Below are 25,156 nucleotides of genomic sequence, written 5' to 3'. Positions count from 1 at the left end.
CCATGAGCGCGCATGCGAAGTCCGCCGGCAGCCGTCGCAGCTTCACCAGCGATCCGCTCTGGTACAAGGACGCGATCATCTACCAGGTGCACGTCAAGTCGTTCTTCGACGCCAACGACGATGGCGTGGGCGACTTCCAGGGGCTGATCGACAAGCTCGACTACATCGCCGAGCTCGGCGTCAACACGCTCTGGCTGCTGCCGTTCTACCCGAGCCCGAGGCGCGACGACGGCTACGACATTTCCGAGTACAAGGCGGTGCACCCGGACTACGGCAAGCTGGCCGATGCCCGGCGCTTCATCGCGGCCGCGCATGCGCGCGGCTTGCGCGTGATCACCGAACTGGTGATCAACCACACCTCCGACCAGCACCCATGGTTCCAGCGCGCACGCCTGGCCAAACGCGGCTCGGCCGCGCGCAACTTCTACGTGTGGTCCGACACCGACCAGGCCTACGCGGGCACGCGCATCATCTTCCTGGACACGGAGAAGTCGAACTGGACCTGGGACGCGGTCGCCGGCCAGTACTTCTGGCATCGCTTCTTCTCGCACCAGCCGGACCTCAACTTCGACAACCCGGCGGTGATCAAGGCGGTGCTGGGTGTGATGCGCTTCTGGCTGGACATCGGCGTGGACGGCCTGCGGCTGGACGCGGTGCCCTACCTGATCGAGCGCGAGGGCACCAACAACGAGAACCTGCCCGAGACGCACGCGATCCTCAAGCTGATCCGCAAGGAGATCGACGAGCACTATCCCGACCGCATGCTGCTGGCCGAGGCCAACCAGTGGCCGGAGGACACCCAGGACTATTTCGGCAGCGGCGACGAATGCCACATGGCCTTCCACTTCCCGCTGATGCCGCGCATGTACATGGCGATCGCGCGCGAGGACCGCTTCCCGATCACCGACATCATGCGCCAGACGCCGGCGATCCCGGACAACTGCCAGTGGGCGATCTTCCTGCGCAACCACGACGAACTGACGCTGGAGATGGTCACCGACACCGAGCGCGACTATCTCTGGCAGACCTACGCCAGCGACCAGCGCGCGCGCATCAACCTGGGGATACGCCGCCGCCTCTCACCGCTGATGGAGCGCGACCGCCGCCGCATCGAGCTGATGAACTCGCTGCTGGTGACCATGCCCGGCACGCCGGTGCTGTACTACGGCGACGAACTGGGCATGGGCGACAACATCCACCTGGGCGACCGCGACGGCGTGCGCACGCCCATGCAATGGTCGATGGACCGCAACGGCGGGTTCTCGCGCGCCGACCCGGCCCGCCTGGTGCTGCCGCCGATCATGGACCCGCTGTACGGCTACCAGGCGGTCAACGCCGAGGCGCAGGCGCGCGACCCGCATTCGCTGCTCAACTGGACACGCCGCGTGCTGGCCGTGCGCAAGCGCTACAGGGCCTTCGGCCGCGGCACGATCCGCTTCCTCTATCCGGGCAACCGCAAGATCCTCGCCTACCTGCGCGAGTACGAGGACGAGCAGGTGCTGTGCGTGGCCAACATGTCGCGTAGCCTGCAGGCGGTCGAGCTGGATCTCGGCGCCTTCGACGGCCGCGTTCCCGTGGAGATCGTCGGCGGCACCTCGTTCCCGCCGGTCGGACGGCTGCCGTACCTGCTGACCTTGCCGCCGTTCGGCTTCTACGCCTTCCAACTGTGCGCCAACGCCCAGATGCCGCCCTGGCATCAGGTCCCGGCCGAGCCGATGCCGGACTACGAGACCCTGGTGCTGCGCGGGCCGCTGGCCGAAGGCCCGGTGATGGCCCACCACCGGGGCGCGCTGGAGCGCGACGTGCTGCCGGCCTATCTCGGGCGGCGGCGCTGGTTCGGCGCCAAGGACCGCGGCATCGCCTCGCTCAGCATGATGTACAGCCAACCCTGGCCGGACCGCGGCGAGGACCTAGTCGTCTCGGAGATCATCGCCACCTTGAACGACGGCAGCATCGAGCGCTACTGCCTGCCGCTGGGCATCATCTGGGAAGACGAGAACCCGCCCGCACGCGCACAGCAACTGGCGCTGGCGCGCGTGCGCCGCGGCCGTCGCGTGGGCTACCTCACCGACGGCTTCGTGCTGGACGCCTTCGTCTCCGGCCTGCTGCGCGGTCTGCGCCAGCGCACGGAACTGCCGCTCAAGCGCGGCGGCGTGATCCGCTTCGCCGGCACCAGCGCGCTCGATGCCATCGATTTTCCCGACGAGCAGGCGAACCGCTGGCTCTCGGCCGAGCAGTCCAACAGCTCGGTGATCGTGCACGAGCGCGGCATGCTCAAGCTGTACCGGCACATCGCGCACGGCATCAATCCGGAGCTGGAAATGGGGCGGCATCTCACGCGCGTGGGCTATGCCCATACGCCGCCGCTGCTGGGCGAGGTGCTGCACGTGGGCGCCGACGGCATCCCCTCCGCGCTGGCGGTGCTGCAGGGCTTCGTACGCAACCAGGGGGATGCCTGGCGCTGGACGCTGGACTACCTGCTGCGCACCTGGGACGAGTTCAGCCATGCCGCCGACGACGCCTCGCGCGCCGAGATACTGGCCGACTACGACGGATTCGCCGCAGCCGTCGGCACGCGCCTGGGCGAGCTGCACGCGGTACTTTCGCAGCCCAGCGAGGACGATGCCTTCCGTCCGGCCACCGCCGGCGAGGACGATACCTCCGGCTGGGCGGCCGACGCGCGCACGCAACTGCAGCGCGCGATGGACGCGCTGGAAAACCTCGACCCGCAGGCCGGCGACCTGGGTGTGCAGCGTGATCGCCTGTTGGCCCGGCGCGAAGCGCTGTGCCGGCGCATCGACGCGCTGGCCTCGCATGGAGTGGGCGCATTGCGCACGCGCGTGCACGGCGATTTCCACCTGGGCCAGGTGCTGGTGGTGCAGGGCGACGCCTGGCTGATCGATTTCGAAGGCGAACCGGCGCGGCCGCTGGAAGAGCGGCGCATCAAGACCACGCCGCTGCGCGACGTGGCCGGCTTCCTGCGTTCGCTCGATTACGTCGCGGCGGTCGCGCTGCGCGGCGAGGAAGGCGTGGCGCCGATCCAGGATCCGCTGTACGCGCCGTTCCTGGAGCGTTTCCGGCTGCGGGCCTCGGAGGTGTTCCTCGCCGCCTACGTCGCGGTGCTCGAGCGGGCCCCGGTACGCTGGGTCGGCGCCGACGCGCTGGTGCCGCTGCTGCAGTTGTTCCTTTTGGACAAGGCCGCCTACGAGATCGCCTACGAGGCAGCCAACCGTCCCGGCTGGCTGGGCGTACCGCTGCAGGGCCTGCTGCGCCTGACCGACGAGGCCGCGATCGAGGAGCGGGGCGCGTGAATACGCACGTCACCCACTCCGGGGCGATGGACCCGGGCGCGATCGAGGCTTTGCTGCAGGCGCGCCATGGCGACCCGTTCTCGGTGCTCGGGCCGCACGGCGCGGGTGGCGAGCGCATGGTACGCACGCTGCAACCGGGCGCGCAGGCGGTCGAGGCGATCGACGCCCAGGGCCATGTGCTCGCCGCGCTGGCGCCCGTCGCCGATGGGCTCTTCGCGGGTGCGGTGCCCGGCGAGGGCCGCTATCGCCTGCGCGTGCACTGGCCCACGGCGGTACAGGAACTGGACGATGCCTACGCCTTCGGAGCCGTGCTGGCCGAGCACGATCTGGACCTGCTGGCGCAGGGCGAACATCCGCAGGTGTATCGCCAGCTCGGCGCGCATCCGTACGTGATCGACGGCGTGAGCGGCGTGCGCTTTGCCGTGTGGGCACCCAACGCGCGGCGGGTGAGCGTCATCGGCGATTTCAACCGGTGGGACGGACGCCGCCACCCGATGCGACTGCGACTGCCTCAGGGCGTATGGGAATTGTTCGTGCCAGGCCTGTTGCCCGGAGCGCGTTACAAGTACGAGATCCTGGGCGCGGACTTCGCCGTGCGCCAGAAGGCCGACCCGGTCGCGCTCGCCGCCGAGGTTCCCCCGGCGACCGCCTCGGTGGTCGCCTCCGATGCGCCGTTCCCATGGACCGACCACGTCTGGATGGCCGAGCGCGCCGCGCGTCAGCGGCTGGATGCACCGCTGTCGATCTACGAGTTTCACGCCGGCTCGTGGTGGCGCGACGCGCAGGGCCAATCGCCGGGCTGGGACGTGCTGGCCGACCGGCTGATCCCATACCTGGTCGGCATGGGCTTCACCCACCTCGAGCTGCTGCCGATCGCCGAATACCCCTTCGGCGGCTCCTGGGGCTATCAGCCACTGGGCCAGTACGCGCCCACCGCGCGCCTCGGTCCGCCCGAGGCCTTCGCACGCTTCGTCGACCGCTGCCACGAGGCGGGCCTGGGCGTGATCCTCGACTGGGTGCCGGCGCATTTTCCCACCGATGCGCACGGCCTGGCGCACTTCGATGGTACGGCCCTCTACGAGCACGCCGATCCGCGCGAAGGCTTCCACCAGGACTGGAACACGCTGATCTACAACCTAGGGCGCAACGAGGTCTCCGGCTTCCTGATCGGCAGCGCGCTGGCCTGGGCCGAACGCTTCCACGTCGACGGCCTGCGCGTGGACGCGGTCGCCTCGATGCTCTACCGCGACTACAGCCGCAAGCACGGCGAGTGGGTGCCCAACATCCACGGCGGGCGCGAGAACCTCGAGTCGATCGCCTTTCTCAGGCGCTTCAACACCGTGCTGCACCAGCGCCATCCGGGCGTGCTCAGCATCGCCGAGGAATCGACCGCCTGGCCCGGCGTCACCCGTGCGCCGACCGAAGGCGGCCTGGGCTTCGACTACAAATGGAACATGGGCTGGATGCACGACACGCTCCAATACATGTCGCGCGATTCCATCCACCGGCGCTGGCACCACCACGAGATGACCTTCTCGATGGTCTACGCCTATTCGGAGCATTACGTGCTGCCGCTCTCGCACGACGAGGTGGTGCACGGCAAGCGCTCGCTGCTCGGCCGCATGCCCGGCGACGAATGGCAACGCTTCGCCAACCTGCGCGCCTACTACGGCTTCATGTGGGCGCACCCGGGCAAGAAGCTGCTGTTCGCCGGCGCCGAGCTGGCCCAGCCGACCGAGTGGAACCACGACGCGCAATTGCCGTGGGAGCTGCTGGACGACGTCCGCCACCGCGGCGTGCAACGGCTGCTGCGCGACCTCAACCGGGTGCTCGTGGAAGAGCCGGCATTGCACGCGTGGGACGGCGACCCGCGCGGCTTCCGCTGGGCGATCGGCGACGACGCGAACAACAGCGTGTTCGCCTGGCTGCGCTTCGCCGACGGCGCACGCCCGGCGCTGGTGGTAAGCAACCTCACGCCCACGCCGCTGCATGACTACCGCATCGGTGTGCCGCGCGAAGGCCTGTGGCAACTGGCGATCAACACCGACGCGGACGACTACGGCGGGTCCGGGATGGGGCAGGGCGAGGTGCAGGCCGAACCGGCACCGACCCATGGCCAGCCGTATTCGCTGGCGCTCACGCTGCCGCCGCTGGCCACGGTGATCTACCTGGCGGAGTCGGTATGAAGCCTCTGGCTCCGGTGGCTCCCATCCGCCTGCCGGCACCTTCCCCCGCGGAACAGGGGAAAGCTCGCGAATGGACCTCGCGGCAACCGATCCTTTCCCCGCCTGCGGGGAAAGGTGCCCGGAGGGCGGATGGGGGAGACCTTGCCTCGACCTGGCGCCCCCACGCCGATCCGAGGGGGAGCGTCTGATGCCCACGCTCCCCGAACGCATGCAGGCGGGCGCCCCTTATCCGCTGGGCGCCCACTGCGACGGCATCGGCACCAACTTCGCGGTGTTCTCCGCGCACGCCGAGCGCATCGAACTGTGCCTGTTCGATCCCTCGGGCCGGCGCGAGATCGCGCGCTACGAGCTGCCCGAGTGCACCGACGAGATCTGGCACGGCTATCTGCCGCGCCTGCGCGGCGGCCAGCTCTACGGCTATCGCGCCTACGGCCCGTACGAGCCGGAGCAGGGCCACCGCTTCAACCCGAACAAGCTGCTGCTCGATCCCTATGCGCGCCTGCTCGCCGGGCAGCTTCGCTGGTCGGACGTGCTGCACGGCTACCGTGTCTCCTCGCCGCGGGCCGATCTTTCTTTCGACCGCCGCGACAGCGCCGCGGCTTGCCCCAAGGCAGTGGTGGTGGACGAGCCCATGCACTGGGGAGGGCGTGGCCGCCGACCGCACACGCCCTGGTGCAAGACCATCGTCTACGAGGCGCACGTCAGGGGGCTGACGCGCACGCTCAAGCGCGTCCGCCCGCACGAGCGCGGCACCTTCCTGGCGCTGGCCGACCCCTATGTGATCGACCACCTGGTGCACCTGGGCGTCACCGCGATCGAGCTCTTGCCGATCCATGCCTTCGTGCAGGACCGCCGCCTGGCCGAGATGAAGCTGCGCAACTACTGGGGCTACAACACGCTGGCGTTCTTCGCGCCGGAGCCCTCCTACCTGGCCGAGGGCGCGCTCAACGAGATCCGCGCCGCCGTGCAGGCGCTGCACGCGGCCGGCATCGAGGTCATCCTGGACGTGGTCTACAACCACACCGGCGAAGGCAGCGAGCTGGGCCCCACGCTCTCCTTCCGCGGCCTGGACAACGCCAGCTACTACCGGCTGCTGCCGGACGACCCGCGCCATTGCATCAACGACACTGGCACCGGCAACACGCTCAACACCGCGCACCCGCGCGTGCTGCAGCTGGTGATGGACTCGTTGCGCTACTGGGTGAACACCTTCCACATCGACGGCTTCCGCTTCGACCTGGGCGTGACGCTCGGTCGCGAGGCCAACGGCTTCGACCCCAACTGCGGCCTGTTCGACGCCATTCGCCAGGACCCGTTGCTCAACGGCGTCAAGCTGATCTCCGAGCCCTGGGACGTCGGCCCCGGTGGCTACCAGCTGGGCAACCACCCGCCCGGCTTCGCCGAGTGGAACGGCCAGTTCCGCGACGACGTGCGCCGCTTCTGGAAGGGCGGCGCCGGCCTGCGCGGTGCACTGGCCGGACGCCTGCAGGGCTCGGCGGAACTGTTCGACCACCAGCACCGCCGCCCGTGGGCTTCGGTCAATTTCGTCACCGCGCACGACGGCTTCACGCTGCAGGACCTGGTCAGCTACGAACACAAGCACAACGAGGCCAACGGCGAGGACAACCGCGACGGCGCCAACGACAACGAAAGCAGCAACCATGGCGTGGAAGGTCCGACCGAGGATGCCGCCATCCTCGATGCACGCGGCCGCGCCAAGCGCGCCATGCTCGCCACGCTGCTGTTCTCGCACGGCACGCCCATGCTGCTGGGTGGCGACGAGTTCGGCCGCACGCAAGGCGGCAACAACAACGCCTACTGCCAGGACAACGAGATCTCCTGGTTCGACTGGAAACTGGCCCAGTCCGAAGGCGGCCGCACGCTGGCCGAGTACGTGGCACGGCTGATCCGCCTGCGCGAACAGCACCCGACGCTGCGCGCCGCCGGCTTCATGCACGGCGGCGCCGACGTGCTGCCGGGCCTGCCGCCGGTGTCCTGGTTCAACGAGAGCGGCAGCCCCATGCGCCAGAACGACTGGGAATACGCCGAGGGCCGTCTGCTCATGCTGCGCCGCGCCTTGCCCAAGGGACGGCGGCACGTCGACGTGACCTTGCTGCTGATCAACGGCACCGGCGAACCGCACCGTTTCACCCTGCCGGAACCGAAGCTGCCGTGGCGCCTGCGCATCGACAGCGCGCATCCAGAGCTGCCCGAGCGCAACGTGGACGAGGGCGAGCTCGAACTGCTTGGTGCCGGCGTCATGCTGCTGTCCGCCGCGCCGCGGCAGGACGGCGCATGAGCGGTCGCTTTCGCCACGCCATGCCCTACGGGGCCGAGCTCGTTGGCGATGGCCACACGCGCTTCCGGCTGTGGGCACCGGACATCGGTGAGGTGCAACTGGAGCTGGACGACACCAGCGCTCGGCCCATGCGTGCGCTGGACGACGGCTGGCACGAAGGGCTCTGCATGGCACCGCCCGGCACGCGCTACCGCTACCTGTTGCCCAAAGGCCTGCGCGTACCCGATCCGGCATCGCGCCTGCAGCACGCCGGTGACGTGCACGGCGCGAGCGTGGTGGCCGACCCCTGCAGCTATGCCTGGCAACACGCCCGATGGAGCGGCAGGCCCTGGAGCGAGGCGGTGATCTACGAACTGCACGTCGGCGCCTGCGGCGGATTCCGCGGCGTGCAGACGATGCTGCCGCGCCTGCATGCGCTGGGCATCACCGCCGTCGAGCTGATGCCGATCGCGCAGTTCCCCGGCACCCGCAACTGGGGCTACGACGGCGTCCTGCCGTTCGCGCCGGCCGCCGCCTACGGCACGCCGGAGGAGCTGAAGGCGTTGGTCGACGCCGCGCACGGGCTGGGGCTGATGATGATCCTGGATGTGGTCTACAACCATTTCGGCCCGGACGGCAATTATCTGGGCGAGTACGCCTCGCCGTTCTTCCGCACCGACGGTGCGCCCACGCCCTGGGGCGCGGCGATCGACGTGGCACAGCCGCAGGTGGGCGACTTCTTCGTGCACAACGCGCTGTACTGGCTGGAGGAGTTCCGCTTCGACGGCCTGCGCCTGGATGCGGTGCACGCGTTGCACAACCCCGCCTGGCTGCTGTCGCTGGCGGCGCGCGTGCGCGCCGCGGCGGGGCAGAGGCAGGTGCATCTGATTCTGGAGAACGAAGGCAACCAGGCGCACCTGCTGGGCGCACGCTGCTTCGACGCGCAGTGGAACGACGACTTCCACAATGCCCTGCACGTGCTGCTGACCGGCGAACGCGCGGGCTACTACGGTGCCTACGCGGATGACCCGCTGGCCAAGCTGGTGCGCTGCCTGGCCGAGGGCTTCGCCTGGCAGGGCGAGCCGATGCGCGGCAAGCCCCGCGGGGAACCGAGCGCGGCGCTGCTCCCGCTGCGCTTTGTCGACTTCCTGCAGAACCACGACCAGATCGGCAACCGCGCGCTGGGCGAACGGCTGACCACGCTGGCCGATCCGCAGCAGCTCGAGGCCGCTTACGCATTGCTGCTGCTCACGCCGATGGTGCCGCTGCTGTTCATGGGTGAGGAGTGGGGCAGCCGCACGCCGTTCCTGTTCTTTGCCGACTACCCCAGCGAGGAACTGCAGCAGGCGGTGCGCGAAGGCCGTCGCAAGGAATTTGCCGAGTTCGGCGTGGTGGATGGCTTGCCTGATCCGCAGGCCATCCCGACCTTCGAGCGTTCGCGGCCCGATCCGCGCGAGGCGTCCAGCCCGGCCGGCGCCGCGCGTCTGACACTGATCCGCCTGCTGCTGGCGCAACGCAGGCAGTGGCTGGTGCCGCGGCTCGGGCAGGTGCGACCGCTGGGCGCGCAGGCCATAGGCACGCACGCCCTGCGGGCGCGCTGGCAGATGGGCGAGTTGCAACTGCACGTGTGCTGCAATCTGGGCGAGCGTGAGGTTGCCATCGACGCCAAGGCAACACCCGATGCGCGATGGTTGAATGGCGGGGCGCCGGCAATCGCTGCCTTGGCCGAAGGCCGCCTCGCACCCGCCAGCACCCTGGTCTACCTGGAAACTTCGGCATGAGCTTCGCCGCCTCCGGCCGCATGCGACCGGCCGCTCCAGCAGAAGCGCAGCCCACCCGGGGCCCCATGGCCACCGGCTGGGGCAACCCGTGAGCGGCTACGATATCCGCCTGATCGAGCTGGCCGGGCGTGCCGGCGTCGACGTACACTGGCTCGATGCCAGCGACCGCCCGCAGGAAGTGCGCCTCCCCACGCTACGCGCGGTGCTTGCCGCACTGGGCCTGCCGTGCGACAGCGACGGCGACCTCGATGAGAGTTTCGAGCGCCTTCGTCGCGAGCGCGAGGGAACGGCCCTGCCACGCCTGCTCGTCGCGGATGCCGGCAGCTCCTTCGTGTTGCCGCCTGACGCCAGGGCACGGCATTACCGCATCGAGGACGAACATGGCGCGCTGGTGCAGGAGGGCACCCTGCCAGCCGGCGAGCGCTCGTTGCGCTCACCCCAGGCGCCTGGCTATTACCGCCTGCTGCTGGACGAGGCCGAATGCACGCTGGCAGCCGCACCACCGCGCGCCTTCGGCATCGGCGACGTCACCGGCGCGCGCCGGCCCTGGGGCGTGGCGGTGCAGTTGGCCAGCCTTCGCCGGCCGGGCGATGGCGGCATCGGCGATTTCACCGCGCTGGAGCAATGCGCCCGTGCCGCCGCCGCGCGCGGCGCCGATGCCCTGGCGATCAGCCCGGTGCATGCGCTGTTCGCCGCCGCGCCCGAACGCTACAGCCCTTACGCACCCTCCAGCAGGCTATTTCTCAACCCGCTCTATGCCGATCCCGCGCGCGTGGGCGGCGGGGCGGCGCTGCGCACGGTGACCGACGCACACAACCTGCGCCAGGAGCTGGCCGAGCTGGAATGGCTGGACCTGATCGACTGGCCGCGCGCGGCGCGTACACGCATGACGCTCCTGCGCGCGCTGTTCGACTGGTCCTCTGCCGATTCCAAACTGACCCAGGAGCTCTACGCGTTCCGGCAAGCACAGGGCGAGGCGCTGGAACGCCATGCGCGTTTCGAGGCGCTGCAGGTGCATTTTCGCGCGAACGGCACGCCCGGTGGCTGGCAGGCCTGGCCCACCGAGTACCACGATCCGGCCAGTCCCGCGGTCGCCACCTTCGAGCGCGAGCACAGCCGCGACGTCGCCTTCCACGCCTTCCTGCAGTGGCTGGCCATGCGCGGTCTGGCCGACGCACAGCGCACGGCGCGCGAATCAGGCATGGCGATCGGCCTGGTCTCGGATCTGGCGGTCGGCACCGATGCCGGCGGCAGCCAGGCCTGGAGCCACCAGGGCGAGATGCTGCACGGACTGTCGGTGGGTGCGCCGCCGGATCTGCTCAACCGCAACGGGCAGGACTGGGGCCTGACCACCTTTTCGCCGATCGGCCTCAGGCGCGGCGGCTACGCCGGCTACCTTGGGATGCTGCGCGCCGCGCTGGCGCACGCCGGCGGCGTGCGCATCGACCACGTGCTGGGGCTGAAGCGCCTGTGGCTGGTGCCAAACGGCGCAGGCGCCACCGAAGGCGCCTACGTGCGCTATCCGCTCGACGACCTGCTGCGCCTGCTGGCGATCGAATCGCATCGCTGCCGCGCCGTGGTGATCGGCGAGGATTTAGGTACCGTGCCGGCCGACTTCCGCCAGCGCATCGCGGGCACCGGCGTGCTCGGCATCCGCGTGCTGTGGTTCGAGCGCGCGGCCGACCGTGGCTTCATAGCACCCGTGCACTGGTCGCCCGAGGCGATGGCTACCACCTCCACCCACGATGTGCCGACCGTGGCCGGCTGGTGGAGCGGGCGCGATATCGAATGGCGCGCACGCACCGGCCTGGCCGAACCTGGCGTGGACGAGACCGCGGAGCGAGAGGTCGACCGCGGCCGGCTATGGCGCGCGCTGTGCGCTTCCGGCGCGGCTCGCGACGCGGGCGGCTTGCCGGACGAGAACCGCCCGCCCACGCCGGAGGACGTGTTGCCGGTGGCGATAGCCGCCGCTGGCCACGTGGCGCGCGCACCAGCGCCGCTGGTGTTGATTCCGGCCGAGGACCTGCTCGCGCTGCCGGAGCAGCCGAACCTTCCCGGGCCTACCGATGCCTTGCACCCGAACTGGCGCCGCAGGTTGCCCGAAAGCGCAGCGACGCTCTTCGACGGGCCGGTGGCGCAAGCGTGCTGCAACGCCGTCGCCGCCGCTCGGACGACCCCATGAACCGCAAGCTGCCCGGCCCGCCGCCCGACTGTTCGGCCACGCCGAGCGAGGAGGCGAGGGCGTTCCCGCGAGGCCTCCGGCAAGTCCAGCTTCGATGGGACAGGGCTCGCTCCGCGCACAGCGAGGTCGAGCCGGAGGCCGTCTCATGAGCGCCCCATCACCCGCTCCCAACCCGCCACGCGCGCTCGCACGCCTGCAGTTGCATGCCGGCTTCACCCTCGACGATGCGGCCGAGCGGGTGGACTACTACGACAAGCTGGGCGTGAGCCACCTCTATGCCTCGCCGCTGTTCGCCGCGCGCCCGGGTTCCCTCCACGGCTACGATGTAATCGACTACCACCGCATCAGCCCCGAGCTCGGTGGCGAGCCGGCGCTAAGGCGGCTGGTCGAGCGCCTGCGCGCGCACGGCATGGGCCTGGTGCTGGACATCGTGCCCAACCACATGTTCGCCGGACCCGGCAACGCCTGGTGGATGGACGTGCTGCGCCTGGGCCGCGCCAGCCGCTATGCCGCGTATTTCGACATCGACTGGCGCAGCCCCGATCCGCTGGTGCGCGGCCGCGTGCTGCTGCCCATCCTGGGCAAGCCCTACGCCCAGGCGCTGCGCGATGGCGACGTGCGGCTGGTCCACGGCGAGGCGGGTTTCGCGCTGTGCGTGCACGAAGCCGCGCTGCCGCTTTCGCCGGTGAGTACGCAGCCGCTGGAGCGGGCAGGGGAGCGGGCCGCCGTGCTGGCCGCGCACGATGCCACCGCCGCGGCCGGCTTCGATCGGCTGCACGCGCTCATCGATGAGCAGCATTACCGGCTGGCGTTGTGGAAGCTCGCCAACGACATGATCGACTACCGCCGGTTCTTCGACATCAACGAGCTGGCCGGTTTGCGCATGGACCGCACCCGCGTTTTCGAGGACAGCCACGCGCTGGTGTTCAGGCTGTACGCCGAAGGACTGATCGACGGCGTGCGCATCGACCATGTCGACGGCCTGGCCGACCCGCACCGCTATTGCCGCCAGCTACGCCATCGCCTGCGCAGCCTGCAGCGCCAGCGTCCCACCGGCACGCCGCCGGGCCCGGCCTACGTGGTGGTGGAGAAAATCCTGGCCGAGGGCGAGCGCTTGCGTGGCACCTGGCGCACGGACGGAACCACCGGCTACGAGTTCATGGACCAGGTCGGCGCGCTGCTGCACGACCCCGCGGGCGAGGGCATGCTCACGGAACTCTGGCAGGCGATGAGCGGCGAGCGGGCCGACTTCGCGGCGGTGGCGCGCACGGCGCGGCGGCAGATACTGGTCGACAGCTTCGAGGCCGAGCTCGATCGCACGGCACGCGCCCTGTTCGACGCGGCGCGCGCCGACCTATCCACCCGCGACGTGAGCCTGCCGGCGATCCGCCGCGTGCTGGTGGAGCTGCTGGTGCATTTCCCGGTCTATCGCACCTATGCCGGAGGGCTGGGCCGCGATGCCGCCGACGAGTCGGTATTCCAGCAGGCGTACGGCCGTGCGCGACGCAACGTGCGCATCGAGGACCGGGAGCTGCTGGCCGAGGTGTCGGCCTGGCTGGGCGGGCAGTCGCCGCGCGGCCTGCCGCCCGGCCGCATGCGGCGTGCGCGCGAGCGGGCCATGACGATCTTCCAGCAGGCGACCTCGCCGATGGCCGCCAAGGCGGTGGAGGACACCGCCTGCTACCGCTACGGCCGGCTGCTGTCGCGCAACGAGGTGGGCGCCGATCCCGGTCGCCTGGCGCTGGACATCCCCGGCTTCCATGCGCTGTGCGCCGAACGCGCGCACGACTTTCCGCACAACCTGCTCGCCACCGCCACCCACGACCACAAGCGCGGCGAAGACGCGCGCGCCCGCCTGGCGGTGCTCTCGCAGGCAGGCGTGGTCAGCGCATGGGCCGGCACCGTGGCGCGCTGGCGCGAGCGCAACGCACGCCTGCGTCCGCTCATCGACGAGGCGCCTGCGCCGTCCCCGGCCGACGAATACATGCTCTACCAGACCCTGGTCGGCGCCTGGCCGCTGGAACTGGCGCCGAACCAGCCCGACGGCGTGCGGGACTTCGCCGACCGGATCGCGCAGTGGCAACTCAAGGCGCTGCGCGAAGCCAAGCGCCGCTCGCGCTGGACGCAGCCGAACGAACCCTACGAAGAAGCCTGCGGGAGCTTCCTCACACGGCTACTGGACCCCGCCCACGGCTTCACGGCCCAATTGCATGCCTTCGTGGGGCGCATCGCGGCCGCCGGCGCGGCCAACAGCCTGCTCCAGACCGTGCTGCGCCTGACCACGCCGGGCGTACCGGACATCTACCAGGGCACCGAGTTCTGGGACTTCAGCCTGGTCGACCCGGACAACCGGCGACCCGTCGACTTCGCCCGTCGAGAGGCGGCAGTGAACGAGACGGCTTCGTGGGACGAGCTTCTGCAGGACTGGCGCGACGGCCGCCTCAAGCAGCGCGTGATCCGCCAGCTGCTGCAGCTGCGTTCCCGCGACGCACCGACGTTCGCGCAGGGCGACTACCGGGCGCTTGCCGTCGCTTCACCGGACGGCCAGGCCGGTGACCGGCTGCTGGCGTTCCAGCGCACGCTCGATGGCCACGCCATCATCGTGCTGGCCCTGCGGCACACCGCCGATGTACTGCTCGACGCCGCCACGCCGCACTGGGATGCCGCCTCGTCGGCCGCCCTGCTGCCGGACGGCACGCGCGTGCGTGGCGTAAGGCCTGGCCGTTACCGCAACGTTCTTGGGGAGGGCGAGGACGTGGTGGATACCGGGCTGGACCCGTCAAGCTGGCTTGCGCCCCTGCCGGTGGCCGTGCTCGCGCCGACGGCGTCCTGAGCCGTGGCCGGTGGTGTTCGCCCGCTGGGCCGGCCATGCCCACATCGTTTACGTCGGCAACGCAAGAATCAGCGGCGACCACGTCGGCCGCCGCTGCGTCGAACCAGCGGGAGGGAAGGGCGTTCGCGCCTCAGATCAGCCAGCAGGTAGCCGGCTGCTTGGTCGAGATATAGGGGAAGTCGTCTTCCACCTCGGGCACCGGCACGCGGGGCGCACGACGGTCGTCCACCGGCCATTCGATGTCGCGGTGCCGACGCTGGGCCGGCGGCTGCTTGTCGGAAGGCCAGCGGGGCGTTTGCTCCGGACCCACCGCCGGACCGTTGATCGTCCAGTCGCGATCGCGGATGAAGCCGGGGTGGTGGCGGACGACGGAGGAGTTGCGGGCGTTCATGGGCATGGCGAAAGGCGTTCTGAAACAACTGGATGAAGTATCTTTTCCCGGCCGTCTACGGAGCGCGAAGGAGTCGCCGCCCCGCGTCTGGCGAGGCTCGCCCTAGCGCCCCCGTGTCCGTCAAAGATCCAGTACGCGGTCCAGCCCGCGGTGCAGCCCGACCAGCGAGGACACCTTGCGCACCGCCAGCAGCGCGCCGTCCACATAGGGCCGCGCGCTGGCGCCCGCATCGTGGCGCAAGGTCAGCTTCTGGTCCGGCATGCCGAAGATCACCTCCGCGCTGATCACAAAACCGGGCAGCCGCAGAGAGTGCACCTGCGTACCGGCCAGCGTCGCGCCGCGTGCCTCGCGCAGTCCGGCGGTCTGGTCCAGCGGCACCGTCGGCTGCGGCGCGCGCACGGCAGCCAGCCGGCTGGCCAGTTCCCGCGCGGTGCCGCTGGGCGCGTCGCGCTTGCCGTCGTTCGCGTAATCGATGATCTCCCACTGCGGGATGTACCTGGCCGCCATTTCGGCGAACTTCTGCAGCAGCACCACCGTCAGCGCGAAGTTGCCGCAGGCGAGCACGCCCAGGCCTTTCGCGCGTGCGACCGCGTCGATCTGCGCATAGTCCTCGTCCGATAGCCCGGATGAACCGATCACCACGTGCGCGCCGTGATCGAGCGCGGCGAGGACGCTCGCCTTGGCGCTGGCCACGCCGGTGTATTCGACGAACACCTCGCAGGGCCGTTCAAGCGCCTCCTGCGCCGTGGCAAACACCGGACAGGCGGGCAGGTTGCCGCCCAGCGCCGCGCGCAGGTCCTGTCCGGCGTAGCTTCGCGACACCGCAGCCACCAGGCCCAGGTCGGGCGCCTGCGCGATGGCGCGCGCCAGTTCGGAACCGGCCCAGCCGGTGGCTCCCGCCAGGCATACGCCCAAGGTCATCGTCTTCTCCAGGCAAGGGTTGTCCGGCGACTTTGGGCCGATCGAGGATCGCCGGCAAGGTGTGCCGCTGGTTGATGATCCTGCGATTGCACGTGCAAGATCCCAAGGGTGGGCCCCGCCGCCGGAGGCCTTCGCATGACGGCCCCGTTGCACTCGCAGATGCAGGGAACTATACCGGCGCAAGCGACTCTACCGAGCCGCTTGCGCCTAACCTGGGCAAGACCCTTTCCTGCCGCAGAGCTGCCGACATGGACCATTCGATCATCTCGCTGGTGCGCGAAAAGCGGTACCCGATGATCGTCAGGTACGGGGCCGGGCTTCTTTTCGTCGCGGTGGCATTCGCGATCGTGTTGACGTGGCAAGGCCAGTTGCAGCGCTACCCGTTTCCCATCTTCATCCCGGCCATCTTCTTTGCTGCGCTCCTGTTCGAGCGCGGTTCGGGCGTGCTCGCGACGTTCGCGGCGGCCGCACTGGCGACCTATTTTTTCCTTCGGCCCGTCCACAGCTTCGCCATGGCCGAAACCGACACGGTGAGCGTCGCGGCGTTCCTGCTGGTCGGAATCGTGATCTCGACGGTCACGGACCGGATGCGCCGCACGGTGGAAGGCCTGCGCCGATCCGAGGCGGAAAAGACCCTGATGCTGGAAGAGGCCGGCCACCGGGTTCGCAACGACCTGATGATGGTGACCTCGGTGCTTTCCCTGCAGGCGCGCGGTCAGACCGATCCCGCCGTTCGCGCGGCACTGGAATCAGCAGTGGCGCGCGTGGCAGTGATCGCCAACGCACAGGACCGCATACGCGCATCGGGCGACGGCCAGGGCAAGGTCGACTTGTCGCGACTGGCGCCCCGGGGAGACGGCCGAGGCACTAACCACTTTGCTGCTCCGAAAAGATTCTATCAAGCTTCACGGTGGCCCATTCTCAGCTCTTTGGGTATGCGTGTTCACCGACGAGTTCACGCTAACCGCGGAGCGTGTAGCGCAGGAGTTAGCCGCAACGACATTTGGGCCATTCAACCAGATAAGCAAGGCGTTCGTGCTTTTCTCCTATCAGCCTGGCAAGGCCACTTATCCAGTTGTGCCGCTGCAGCTCAGCGGATAACTATTCGTTCGCGCGCGGCTTAACTCAAGCGTTGGATGTCGGCTTATGGCCGGAAGCGGACTTCCAGGGTAAATGAGCCAGCACGCCAAGCGCGATCGACGAGATAGGCGGTTCCCGGTAAGACGGAGTATGAGCCTACGGTCGTCCGCATTGCGGACTCCGTAGCAGTTAGGCAAAGTCTCGACTTGTGACCGTGGGACGTGGCGATGGAGTGGGGTGACGTACGCATTTTCCTCGCCTTGGCGCGAGCCGGATCCATCGGTGGCGCCGCACGTCGACTTGGGCTGAGTCACCCAACTGTGGGCCGACGTCTGCGCGCGCTGCAGGACGACACTGGCCAGGTGCTGCTGCAGCGCGGTCCGCAAGGCCTCCTATTGACCGAAGCCGGCCGCGCGATCCTGCAGCAGGCCGAAATCATGGAGTTACAGGCACTGGCTATCGAGCGCCGGCTTGCCGGCGAGGACAGCCAGCCCACCGGCATCCTGCGCATCTCTGCATCAGACTGGTTCGGAAGCCTGGTGCTGGCCCCGGTGATCGCTGAACTCACGCGCCGCTTCCCGCGGCTGGTGCCGGAGTTGATTAGTGAACCGAGGCTGTTCGACCTGTCCCGGCGCGAGGCCGATATCGTCTTCCGCAATGTGCCGTTCGACGATGTGGATATCGTGCAGCGCCGCCTCATGGTTCTGGAGCACGGCGTCTACACTGCACGGGACCAACCGGATCCCACCGCCGATGGCGCCGGCGCAGCATTGATCCTGGTGGATACCGAACAGGGTTTCTATCCGGACACAGTTTGGCTGCAGCAGAAGCTGCCCGCAGCGAACATCGCGTTCCGAAGCAATAGTCGAAGCGCGCAGGCACGAATGTGTGCGCAGGGCGTGGGCCTAGCCGTGCTGCCGTGCGTGCTGGCCGAGCATACGTCCGGTCTGCGCCGGGTCGACTTCGATGAGCCGCCGCCTGCAAGAACGATGTGGATGGGCTATCACAGTGATCTGCGCCGCATGGACCGCCTGCGGGCGTTGACCGACCTCGCCGTCGAGATGCTGGCGCCGACCGCCGAACATTCCTGAAAGCGGACCGTTCATTCCTGTCAGTGTCGCCCGACAGAAGGCGAAGTCATGCTTGAACTCCCCCCTATGGAGTTCGTGTTATGAGGCACCGTCCATTGTTCGTGCGCTTCGTATCTGTGGCCGCCGTCGCCTTGCTAGCTCTGGCTGGAACGGCAGTCGCCGCCACTCGGTCAGTGACCGCGGAGCCGCGTTTCCAGCGCATGCGTCTGGGCGCCTTCCACGTAATCGCCTTGTCCGATGGGCGCCTGATGTTGCCGTCCGCCGAGCTGCTCGTTGACGATGAGCCCGGCGTTTCGCACGCCCTGCTCACACAGGCACATGCACCCGACCGCGTTCCTACCTCAGTCAACGCATTCTTGGTCGATACCGGGCACAAGCGCTTTCTGGTGGATACCGGCGCGGGAGACCTGTTCGGTGCCGAGTCGGGCAAGCTCCTGGCGAGCCTACGCGAGGCTGGCTACACGCCGGCACAGATCGACGAGGTGCTGCTGACGCACCTGCACCCCGACCACGACGGCGGTTTGGTCACGCACGGCCAACCCACCTTCCCCCACGCAGTGGTCCGCCTGGATGCCCGGGAGGCTGCGTTTTGGCTCCATCCTGACAATGCAAGCAAGGTCGGAGTGCGGCTGCAGGAGGTGTTCAAGGAAGCGGCGGAGGAACTTGCCCCATACAAACGAGAAGGTCGACTGAAGACTTTCAGCGCCGGCGCGACACTGGCCGCCGGCGTGCGTGCTGTACCCGTGTATGGCCATACTGCAGGCCATACCGGCTATCGCTTCGCGAGTCGCGGGCAGGTGTTGCTGGCATGGGGTGACGTCGTACATTTTCCGCTGGTGCAGTTTACCGACCCGCGGGTGACGATCCGTTTTGACAGCAACCGCTCGGAGGCGGAGACGACGCGCGAGCGTTTTTTGTCACGGGTTGCCGCCCACCACACATGGGTCGCCGGTGCACACTTGGTCTTTCCCGGCATCGGACATGTGCGCCGTCTGGGCGAAGGCTATGTTTGGGAGCCGCTCGCGCCCTAGCGAGCAGGGCGACTCTTCTATGCCGGAGCATTACCCGTGCTGCTCGGCTGAGGCGAGGCCGTTCGAGAAACACCGCCCGGAAGCGGATCCGGCTCCCTCCAAAGCTCGGGAAAAAAAACCCGCAGGGGCCTGCGGGGTCTTATGGCAAGGTCGTTCGCGCTACTTCTTCTTCGCTGGCTTCTTGGCGGGAGCCTTCTTGGTGGCCTTAGGAGCAACCTTCTTAGCAGGCGCGGACTTCGTCGCGGCACCGCCAATGAGCATACTGTCTGCCGTTACTCCCTTCTTCTTCAGGGCCTCCGAGAACCACAGCGGGCGCTTGCCCCGTCCCGACCACGTTTGGGCTGGGCTCTCCGGGTTGCGGTACTTCGGCGCAACCGCAGCCTTCGGCCCTTTGCTGCCTTGCCCACCGCGACGGGGGTAAACCTCGTCGATGGTCAGGCCTGCGCTGTTGAGAAGCCCCTCAATCTTGGTCCGGACCTCTTGGATGTGGTTCTTGCGGGCAGAATGCATTTGCGCTTCTGCGCTCTTGATCAGAGCCTGAAGCTCAGCGGGGGAGAGTGAATCGAGATTGATAGCCATAGTCGTCCTAGGGATTGGGTCGTCCCCATTAGACACGAAACATTAGAGGCAAATGTCAAGCCAATACCTTTGAACGTTGTGAAAGGTGAGTTTCCTCAGGGACTTCGGCCTAGTTCACGCTCTCGGCTCGCCAGCAGTTTTGTCACGCCTGTTTGCTCGGCCAATTCAAGCGCGTCCTCTACCTCAGTTCCCAAATACCTGACGGTGCTCTCGAGCTTTGTATGTCCTAGGAGCAGCTGTACCGCTTGAAGGTTCTTGCTTTGCCGATAGATGAGCGTCGCTTGGTCCGGCGCGTAAGCTGAGCGGTTTGGCGCGACTGCTGGACGAAGGTCCTCGCAGCAATCCTTGAAGCCGGGCGAAAGGCACCATGCCACCTGCGTAGATGCACCCCGATGCCGCCGCCACAAACTGCCGGCAAGTTCCTTGCGGACGGTGGTCTACGCGACGATGCTCAGCGTGTGCTATCCAGCAACTCGTGCTTCATGTTGCTCATCAGGGCGATGAGAACATCCGCTACCAGGCGGACTCGTGGCGATCGTTTGACGTCCGGATGTATCACAAGCCAGAGCGGTCGTGGATCGGGGTAGGCCGCGGTCGGCAGAGGGGTCAGCGCGTCGTCGCCCGCCGCCAGGAAATGGGGGAGCGCAGCAATACCCAACCCCACCCGCGCTGAATGCAGCAGGGTCGCCAGGTCATTGCTTCGCAACACGAAACGCCTGTTGCCAGCGATCTGTTCGATCCAATGCTGTTGTGGCACATGCCGGAGGCTGTCGTCGTACCCAAGGAACTCCCACTCCTCGCTGGGGCGATGAGTGTAGCCATGCGCCGCGTATGCGCCGTAGCCCAGCTCGCCGATACGGCGGGCAGTCAGGCCTGGTGCCGTCGGTCGTGCAAGGCGTATGGCCAGGTCGGCCTCGCCCCGAACCAAATTGGCGTCCCGCGATTCACCAATGACCTGCAGATCGATGTTCCGCCATTGCGATCGGACCGCGGCCAGCCTGGGCACGAGGAAATGGCTCGCCAGCACGGGGGGTGCGGAAAGCCGCACGGTGCCATGCTGGGACGAGGCCCCTAGCACCGCACGGGAGAATGCCTGCGCCTCGTCGTCGATGCGTTGGGCCTGGACGGTCAGGAGCTCGCCTTCCCGCGTGAGCGACCAGCCCTTGGCCAGACGGTCGAACAGCCGCAGTCCGAGGGACTGCTCTAGCGATTGGATTCGCCTGGCAACAGTCGAATGTTCCACGCCGAGCGCCTTCGCCGCGGCCGACAGGCTTCCCAGTCGCGCTAGCTCCAAGAAATGGCGGACGTCGTCCCACTGCAGGTGGTGTCCCCCCAAAGAATTTCGACTTGTGCGTTTTTGCACAACGAGTGCTCGTGGTAAGGGGTGGTGGTATGGGTGCGACTGGCGCAATCTCGCCGCGCAATTTCCCTGGGCAAAAGAGCGGCAGGATCATGAGCTCCATTCATCAGGCTAGCAAGGTCGCCGCGACCGAGGTAGTGGTCGGGCAATATGGCAACGTTTCAGAATTAAAGGTTCGGGAAGTCCTGCTTCCCGCGCTAGGCGATGCAGAAGTCCGGGTGCGCCACACTGCGATCGGCGTCAACTTTGTCGATGTCTATCATCGGACCGGCATCTATGCTCTGCCGAACTTCCCCTCCGTGCTCGGCGTGGAAGCGGTCGGCATCGTCGAGGCCATCGGCGCGGCGGTCCGTGGGATCGAACCGGGTCAGCGTGTCACCTACGCGGGGCCACCGGTAGGCGGCTACGCCAGCGTGCGCAATATTCCGGCAGCACGGCTGCTGCACGTGCCAGATGGCCTCGATGATGACGATGTTGCGGCGCTTCTGTTGCGCGGGATCACAACGCACATGTTATTGACGCATGTGTACCCAGTGAAGCGCGGCGACACGGTCCTGGTCCATGCAGCTGCGGGTGGACTGGGCTTGGTGCTGCTGCAATGGGCGAAAAGGCTTGGGGCGTGCGGATTCCGGTCGCCGCTGACCACGCATCCGGCTTGGGTTGCGCACACTGCTGGTGTTGAGCATCAGGCTGGTTCTGCGCAGGCAAGCCTGCTCGGCGGGAGGCACGGCGCGTGCTCTGTGCTAGCGACCAACCCCGGGTAGGAGAGTATTAAGAATGGGTCGGACCGCCGATCAGCCCTGCTGGATCGCTATTTGCCGTGCTCGGCTTTGTAGCGTGTCACGCGTTCCAAGTATTCCTTGTCGCCGGCATCGGTGGGCGGAGCCCAACCCATCGCTTTCACCCGTTTAATGAGGCGGTCGTTGGCGTCGTAGAGCGCGTTGAAATCTGTTCGCTGCGCCGGTGGCAACACTTCGGGGGTCAGGTGGTGCACTAGGTAGCGGTGAGCGAGGGTCAGGAAATAGGCTTCGCCTCACTCACGTATTCGTTCGCATTCTTTGGATCGAGCCGCTGCTCCAACTTCGCCAAGCCGAGCAGGTAGCCCGGTGGACGTGTGTGGGCGTAGATGCTTTCCAGCGGTCCGAGCATCGCTGCGACGGTTTCACGTGGCGTAGTCGTTCGCATGTAGATTCCGCTCTGCATCGATAGCGACGTGACGTGCAGTTCGTTGATGTATTTCGAGTCAGGTGGGGAGCCAGGACTGGTGGCCTCGATATTGAACCATCGTCCGTTTACATCCTGGAGACGCGCAAATTCGTGCTGTGGTGCCTGGCTCAGCGTCATGTTCAAACCGAGCTTCTGCCCCAAAATAATCAGTAGCGTGGGCATCGACACACAGTTGCCCTTGCGCGTGTGTAGATAGGTCGATACCAGCTTGTTCTGATATTTCGCGCCGAGCGGGTCGTCTAGGTCATAGGAGAACGGATGGTCATCGTTCCAAGGGCCGGACGTGTAGATCACTTGCCCCAGCGCCGTCATCACTTCCGTGGGTGGGGCGCCCTTCGGCACTCGTGCTCTGACTAGAATTGCCAAGCGATCCAGCTCCGCGTTGAAGGCCGACGCGTCGAAGCTGGAATTGACCGCTCTCTCAATGGCGGTCTGAACCTTCGCGTAGTCCACGCGATCCGGCGCATCCGCCAGTTGCTCAAGGGCTTTTACGTTCGGGTCATCGGGGATCGGAATTGCACCAGGCATCTGGGCCCAAGACCAAGGGCTTATCGCCATGAAGCAGACCACTAGCGACCACCGCATGACCCTATGCACTGGGTATCCGATTCGGACGTGCGATCAGCCAGAAAACCCAGGCGGCTAGTGCACCGAGCAGCGCAGCGATGATCAAAATGCCTGCGAACGGTCCCAAAGACTTGTTGGGGTCAAGCGCTGGGCTGAAATTGTGAATCGCTGTACTGTAAAAGAGTACCACCGCTACAGTCGCCCCGATCAGAACCCCCGCCATGGAGTAACTCCAACCGCTGGTCCAGTGGCGCGTGGTCAACAGCATGTGCGCTGGCACACCTAAGACCAGCATGGCGGGATAGCTAACTAGGGCTAAGAATTTTAAAGCCCAAAGACCTTCACCGGGATTGCCGACCAGCGAAAGCAGCCAGAACAGCAAACCGGGAGCCAAGGGCGCCAGCAAGAAACCCACTAAAAGGCGCATCGGCGGCTTAATGGTTGCAGACATTGTTCATTGGTCCCGCAGCTGCGCTACAGCCAGTGGGGTTGGGCGGTGACGGTGGACCCTCTTGCTTCCACACGTTGTCGATGTCCTTGCCGAAGAGAGAGCCGGACGCCTGCAGTGAGGATGTTCCCTCACCCCAACTCTGAATAGAGGTAGTGCCGTCGCTCGACTGCGTGGCTTGGCGCACTACGATGCCAGACTGCAATGGATGACCGGGCTCGGTGACATTTACGACCACCGGCTGGCCATTCACCTGATTCGTGAGCTGGAAGGACATGACCGGGCTGATAGAAATCGGAATCATGTTTCCGATGACGGGCGTGGCGTCATTGGGGGTGCCCTGGGGAGAGGCCCCGTGCGAGAGACCAGGGGTTGGATTCCTTACCAAATAGTTTTGGTTTTGGGCCACCGTCATGCCAGGGGTTGCCACCGGGACACTGTAAAAATGGTAGTTGGGGGAGCTGCTTGTGAAATCCTTGAACCCGGGTTGAGCGGGGAAAGACACGCGATAGACCGCAGTAAAGCAGGTGGTCACCCGATCTGATGTGGTGCAGTCCCGACCATCGGGGTCCACATTTCTGACCGGATTGTTGTTCGCGTAGGCGTAGCGGTTGAATCCGAATAGGTCGCCTGCTTTTGGCGGTTTCGGGTCTGCACCTAAGAAATGTGCTTGCGAGACTTGACTGCCGCCGATGATCACGGCCATGAAGAGGCCAATCCGTGCTCCCTTCCCCATACTCGGATCTCCTTGTATCCCCGCCCGAGTCTACACGTACGTGAGGGCAGCGCAATGGGCGGTTCGATCTACGGACGCGTAGGGGCAAGTAGGCACAAGCGGCTGCGTCCGGTACCACCACGGTTCCTTCCCTGCCGGGCCAGTAGCTAGCTAATCACCCATTCCGGGCCAGCAGGCATCGGTACTCATGTAGGCAATCCAATCGTCCATGAACGACCGTTTGGCCCAATCTGGCTTAGTGATGTAGTCGAGCGCCTTCCATCGCGCGTACTCGTCTTTCTGGAAGGTTCCGTACCGCTCTGGATCGCGTCGAAGCTCTTCTGTGGGTTCGGTGGGCATTCGACGTCCCCCCGCCTTTGAGTAGCGCATCGGTTTGGAGTCCAATCCCCCACCCGAAGGAGATTGGACGTGAAGAAGCGCTTTTCCGAAGAGCAGATCATCGGCTTCCTGCGTGAGGCAGAAGCCGGCACGGCGGTGAAGGACCTGTGCCGCAAGCACGGCTTCAGCGAAGCCTCCTACTACCTCTGGCGCAGCAAGTTCGGCGGCATGAGCGTGCCCGACGCCAAGCGGCTGAAGGAGCTGGAGACCGAGAACGGCCGCCTGAAAAAGCTCCTGGCCGAGCAGGTCCTCGAGAACGAGGTCATCAAGGACGCCCTGCGAAAAAAGTGGTGACCGCACCGGCCCGTCGCGGGCTGGTGCGGCACATGATCGATCGGGGCTTAAGCGAGCGGCGCTCTCTGGCCGTCATGCGCATGAGTGCCAGCGCCTTGCGCTATGCGCCTCGCCCGGACCGCAACGTCGAGTTGCGCGAGCGCATCCTGGCGCTGGCGCACCGGCACAAGCGCTACGGCGTCGGAATGATCTACCTCAAGCTCAGGCAGGAAGGATTGCTCGTGAACTACAAGCGAGTCGAACGGCTGTACCAGGAAGCGAAGCTGCAGGTGCGGCAGCGCAAGCGCAAGAAGGTGCCGATGGGCGAACGTCAGCCGCTGCTGCGACCGATGGCGGCCAATGAGGTCTGGTCCATGGACTTCGTCTTCGACCGCACGGCCGAAGGGCGGGTGATCAAGTGCCTGACGATCGTCGACGACGCCACGCACGAGGCGGTGGCGATCGAGGTCGAGCGAGCCATCTCGGGCCATATGCTCACGCGG

The 25,156-nt window shown here is 67.0% G+C and carries 19 protein-coding genes and 1 pseudogene; 11 read left to right on the top strand and 9 right to left on the bottom strand.

Annotated elements, in window-relative coordinates:
• Window positions 1-2: 2 nt before the first annotated feature.
• The 6 genes from treS (at window position 3) to treY (ending at window position 14,571) form a co-directional block, all read left to right on the top strand.
• On the top strand, window positions 3-3,311 hold the full coding sequence (gene treS / locus VGU65_RS12980; protein ID WP_327476377.1) for a maltose alpha-D-glucosyltransferase: 3,309 nt from the start codon (window positions 3-5) through the stop codon (window positions 3,309-3,311).
• Window positions 3,312-3,337: 26 nt separating this feature from the next.
• On the top strand, window positions 3,338-5,497 hold the full coding sequence (glgB, locus tag VGU65_RS12975) for a 1,4-alpha-glucan branching protein GlgB (RefSeq protein WP_327476480.1): 2,160 nt from the start codon (window positions 3,338-3,340) through the stop codon (window positions 5,495-5,497).
• A gap of 187 nt (window positions 5,498-5,684) precedes the next feature.
• The gene (gene glgX / locus VGU65_RS12970; protein ID WP_327476375.1) at window positions 5,685-7,796 is read left to right on the top strand and encodes a glycogen debranching protein GlgX; all 2,112 of its coding nucleotides are present in this window, start codon (window positions 5,685-5,687) and stop codon (window positions 7,794-7,796) included.
• Window positions 7,793-9,556, top strand: a complete 1,764-nt coding sequence (gene treZ, locus VGU65_RS12965) for a malto-oligosyltrehalose trehalohydrolase (protein WP_327476373.1) — start codon at window positions 7,793-7,795, stop codon at window positions 9,554-9,556. The genes glgX and treZ overlap by 4 nt, the downstream gene beginning before the upstream one ends.
• 88 nt (window positions 9,557-9,644) lie before the next feature.
• Window positions 9,645-11,738, top strand: coding sequence for a 4-alpha-glucanotransferase (malQ, locus tag VGU65_RS12960; protein ID WP_327476372.1), 2,094 nt, complete (start codon window positions 9,645-9,647; stop codon window positions 11,736-11,738).
• A gap of 145 nt (window positions 11,739-11,883) precedes the next feature.
• Entirely contained in the window at window positions 11,884-14,571 is a 2,688-nt protein-coding gene (gene treY, locus VGU65_RS12955; RefSeq protein ID WP_327476370.1) for a malto-oligosyltrehalose synthase, read from the top strand.
• A 130-nt stretch (window positions 14,572-14,701) separates the two neighbouring features.
• On the opposite strand, the gene VGU65_RS12950 is transcribed toward treY, so the two are convergent.
• Complete coding sequence (locus tag VGU65_RS12950; RefSeq protein ID WP_327476368.1) at window positions 14,702-14,968, bottom strand: hypothetical protein; 267 nt, start codon at window positions 14,966-14,968, stop codon at window positions 14,702-14,704.
• A gap of 114 nt (window positions 14,969-15,082) precedes the next feature.
• Window positions 15,083-15,883 (bottom strand): 4-hydroxy-tetrahydrodipicolinate reductase, encoded by an 801-nt coding sequence (gene dapB / locus VGU65_RS12945; RefSeq protein WP_327476366.1) that lies wholly within the window; start codon window positions 15,881-15,883, stop codon window positions 15,083-15,085.
• A 248-nt stretch (window positions 15,884-16,131) separates the two neighbouring features.
• Here dapB and VGU65_RS12940 point away from each other — a divergent pair, with 248 nt between their 5' ends.
• The 3 genes from VGU65_RS12940 to VGU65_RS12930 all read left to right on the top strand — a co-directional run bounded on the left by VGU65_RS12940 (window position 16,132) and on the right by VGU65_RS12930 (window position 19,085).
• Window positions 16,132-17,007 carry a DUF4118 domain-containing protein gene (locus VGU65_RS12940; RefSeq protein WP_327476364.1) on the top strand — a complete coding sequence of 292 codons (876 nt, stop codon included), beginning with the start codon at window positions 16,132-16,134 and terminating at the stop codon, window positions 17,005-17,007.
• Between the two features lie 183 nt (window positions 17,008-17,190).
• Window positions 17,191-18,054 (top strand): LysR family transcriptional regulator, encoded by an 864-nt coding sequence (locus VGU65_RS12935; protein ID WP_327476363.1) that lies wholly within the window; start codon window positions 17,191-17,193, stop codon window positions 18,052-18,054.
• A 200-nt stretch (window positions 18,055-18,254) separates the two neighbouring features.
• Complete coding sequence (locus tag VGU65_RS12930) at window positions 18,255-19,085, top strand: MBL fold metallo-hydrolase (RefSeq protein ID WP_327476361.1); 831 nt, start codon at window positions 18,255-18,257, stop codon at window positions 19,083-19,085.
• Between the two features lie 159 nt (window positions 19,086-19,244).
• On the opposite strand, the gene VGU65_RS12925 is transcribed toward VGU65_RS12930, so the two are convergent.
• Window positions 19,245-19,664, bottom strand: coding sequence for an H-NS histone family protein (locus VGU65_RS12925; RefSeq protein ID WP_327476359.1), 420 nt, complete (start codon window positions 19,662-19,664; stop codon window positions 19,245-19,247).
• Window positions 19,665-20,115: 451 nt separating this feature from the next.
• The gene (locus VGU65_RS12915) at window positions 20,116-21,027 is read right to left on the bottom strand and encodes a LysR family transcriptional regulator (protein WP_327476357.1); all 912 of its coding nucleotides are present in this window, start codon (window positions 21,025-21,027) and stop codon (window positions 20,116-20,118) included.
• Window positions 21,028-21,116: 89 nt separating this feature from the next.
• On the opposite strand from VGU65_RS12915, the gene VGU65_RS12910 reads away from it, so the two are divergent.
• Window positions 21,117-21,788 (top strand): alcohol dehydrogenase catalytic domain-containing protein, encoded by a 672-nt coding sequence (locus VGU65_RS12910; protein WP_327476355.1) that lies wholly within the window; start codon window positions 21,117-21,119, stop codon window positions 21,786-21,788.
• Window positions 21,789-21,835: 47 nt separating this feature from the next.
• Here VGU65_RS12910 and VGU65_RS12905 read toward each other — a convergent pair whose 3' ends face one another.
• The 5 genes from VGU65_RS12905 to VGU65_RS12885 form a co-directional block, all read right to left on the bottom strand.
• Window positions 21,836-22,018 carry a hypothetical protein gene (locus tag VGU65_RS12905; protein WP_327476353.1) on the bottom strand — a complete coding sequence of 61 codons (183 nt, stop codon included), beginning with the start codon at window positions 22,016-22,018 and terminating at the stop codon, window positions 21,836-21,838.
• Window positions 22,019-22,038: 20 nt separating this feature from the next.
• Window positions 22,039-22,809, bottom strand: coding sequence for a transglutaminase family protein (locus VGU65_RS12900; RefSeq protein WP_327476351.1), 771 nt, complete (start codon window positions 22,807-22,809; stop codon window positions 22,039-22,041).
• Between the two features lie 31 nt (window positions 22,810-22,840).
• Window positions 22,841-23,269 carry a hypothetical protein gene (locus tag VGU65_RS12895; RefSeq protein WP_327476350.1) on the bottom strand — a complete coding sequence of 143 codons (429 nt, stop codon included), beginning with the start codon at window positions 23,267-23,269 and terminating at the stop codon, window positions 22,841-22,843.
• Window positions 23,253-23,972, bottom strand: a complete 720-nt coding sequence (locus VGU65_RS12890) for an RHS repeat-associated core domain-containing protein (protein WP_327476349.1) — start codon at window positions 23,970-23,972, stop codon at window positions 23,253-23,255. The genes VGU65_RS12895 and VGU65_RS12890 overlap by 17 nt, the downstream gene beginning before the upstream one ends.
• 180 nt (window positions 23,973-24,152) lie before the next feature.
• The gene (locus VGU65_RS12885) at window positions 24,153-24,341 is read right to left on the bottom strand and encodes a hypothetical protein (RefSeq protein ID WP_327476348.1); all 189 of its coding nucleotides are present in this window, start codon (window positions 24,339-24,341) and stop codon (window positions 24,153-24,155) included.
• 69 nt (window positions 24,342-24,410) lie between these two features.
• Here VGU65_RS12885 and VGU65_RS12880 point away from each other — a divergent pair.
• Window positions 24,411-25,156: pseudogene (locus tag VGU65_RS12880) on the top strand (IS3 family transposase); the annotation flags it as partial.

It is taken from the genome of Frateuria sp. (assembly GCF_035943815.1).
GTDB lineage: Bacteria > Pseudomonadota > Gammaproteobacteria > Xanthomonadales > Rhodanobacteraceae > Frateuria_A.
Note: the sequence above shows the minus strand (reverse complement) of the source record. Positions and strands in the feature narration are given on the sequence as shown.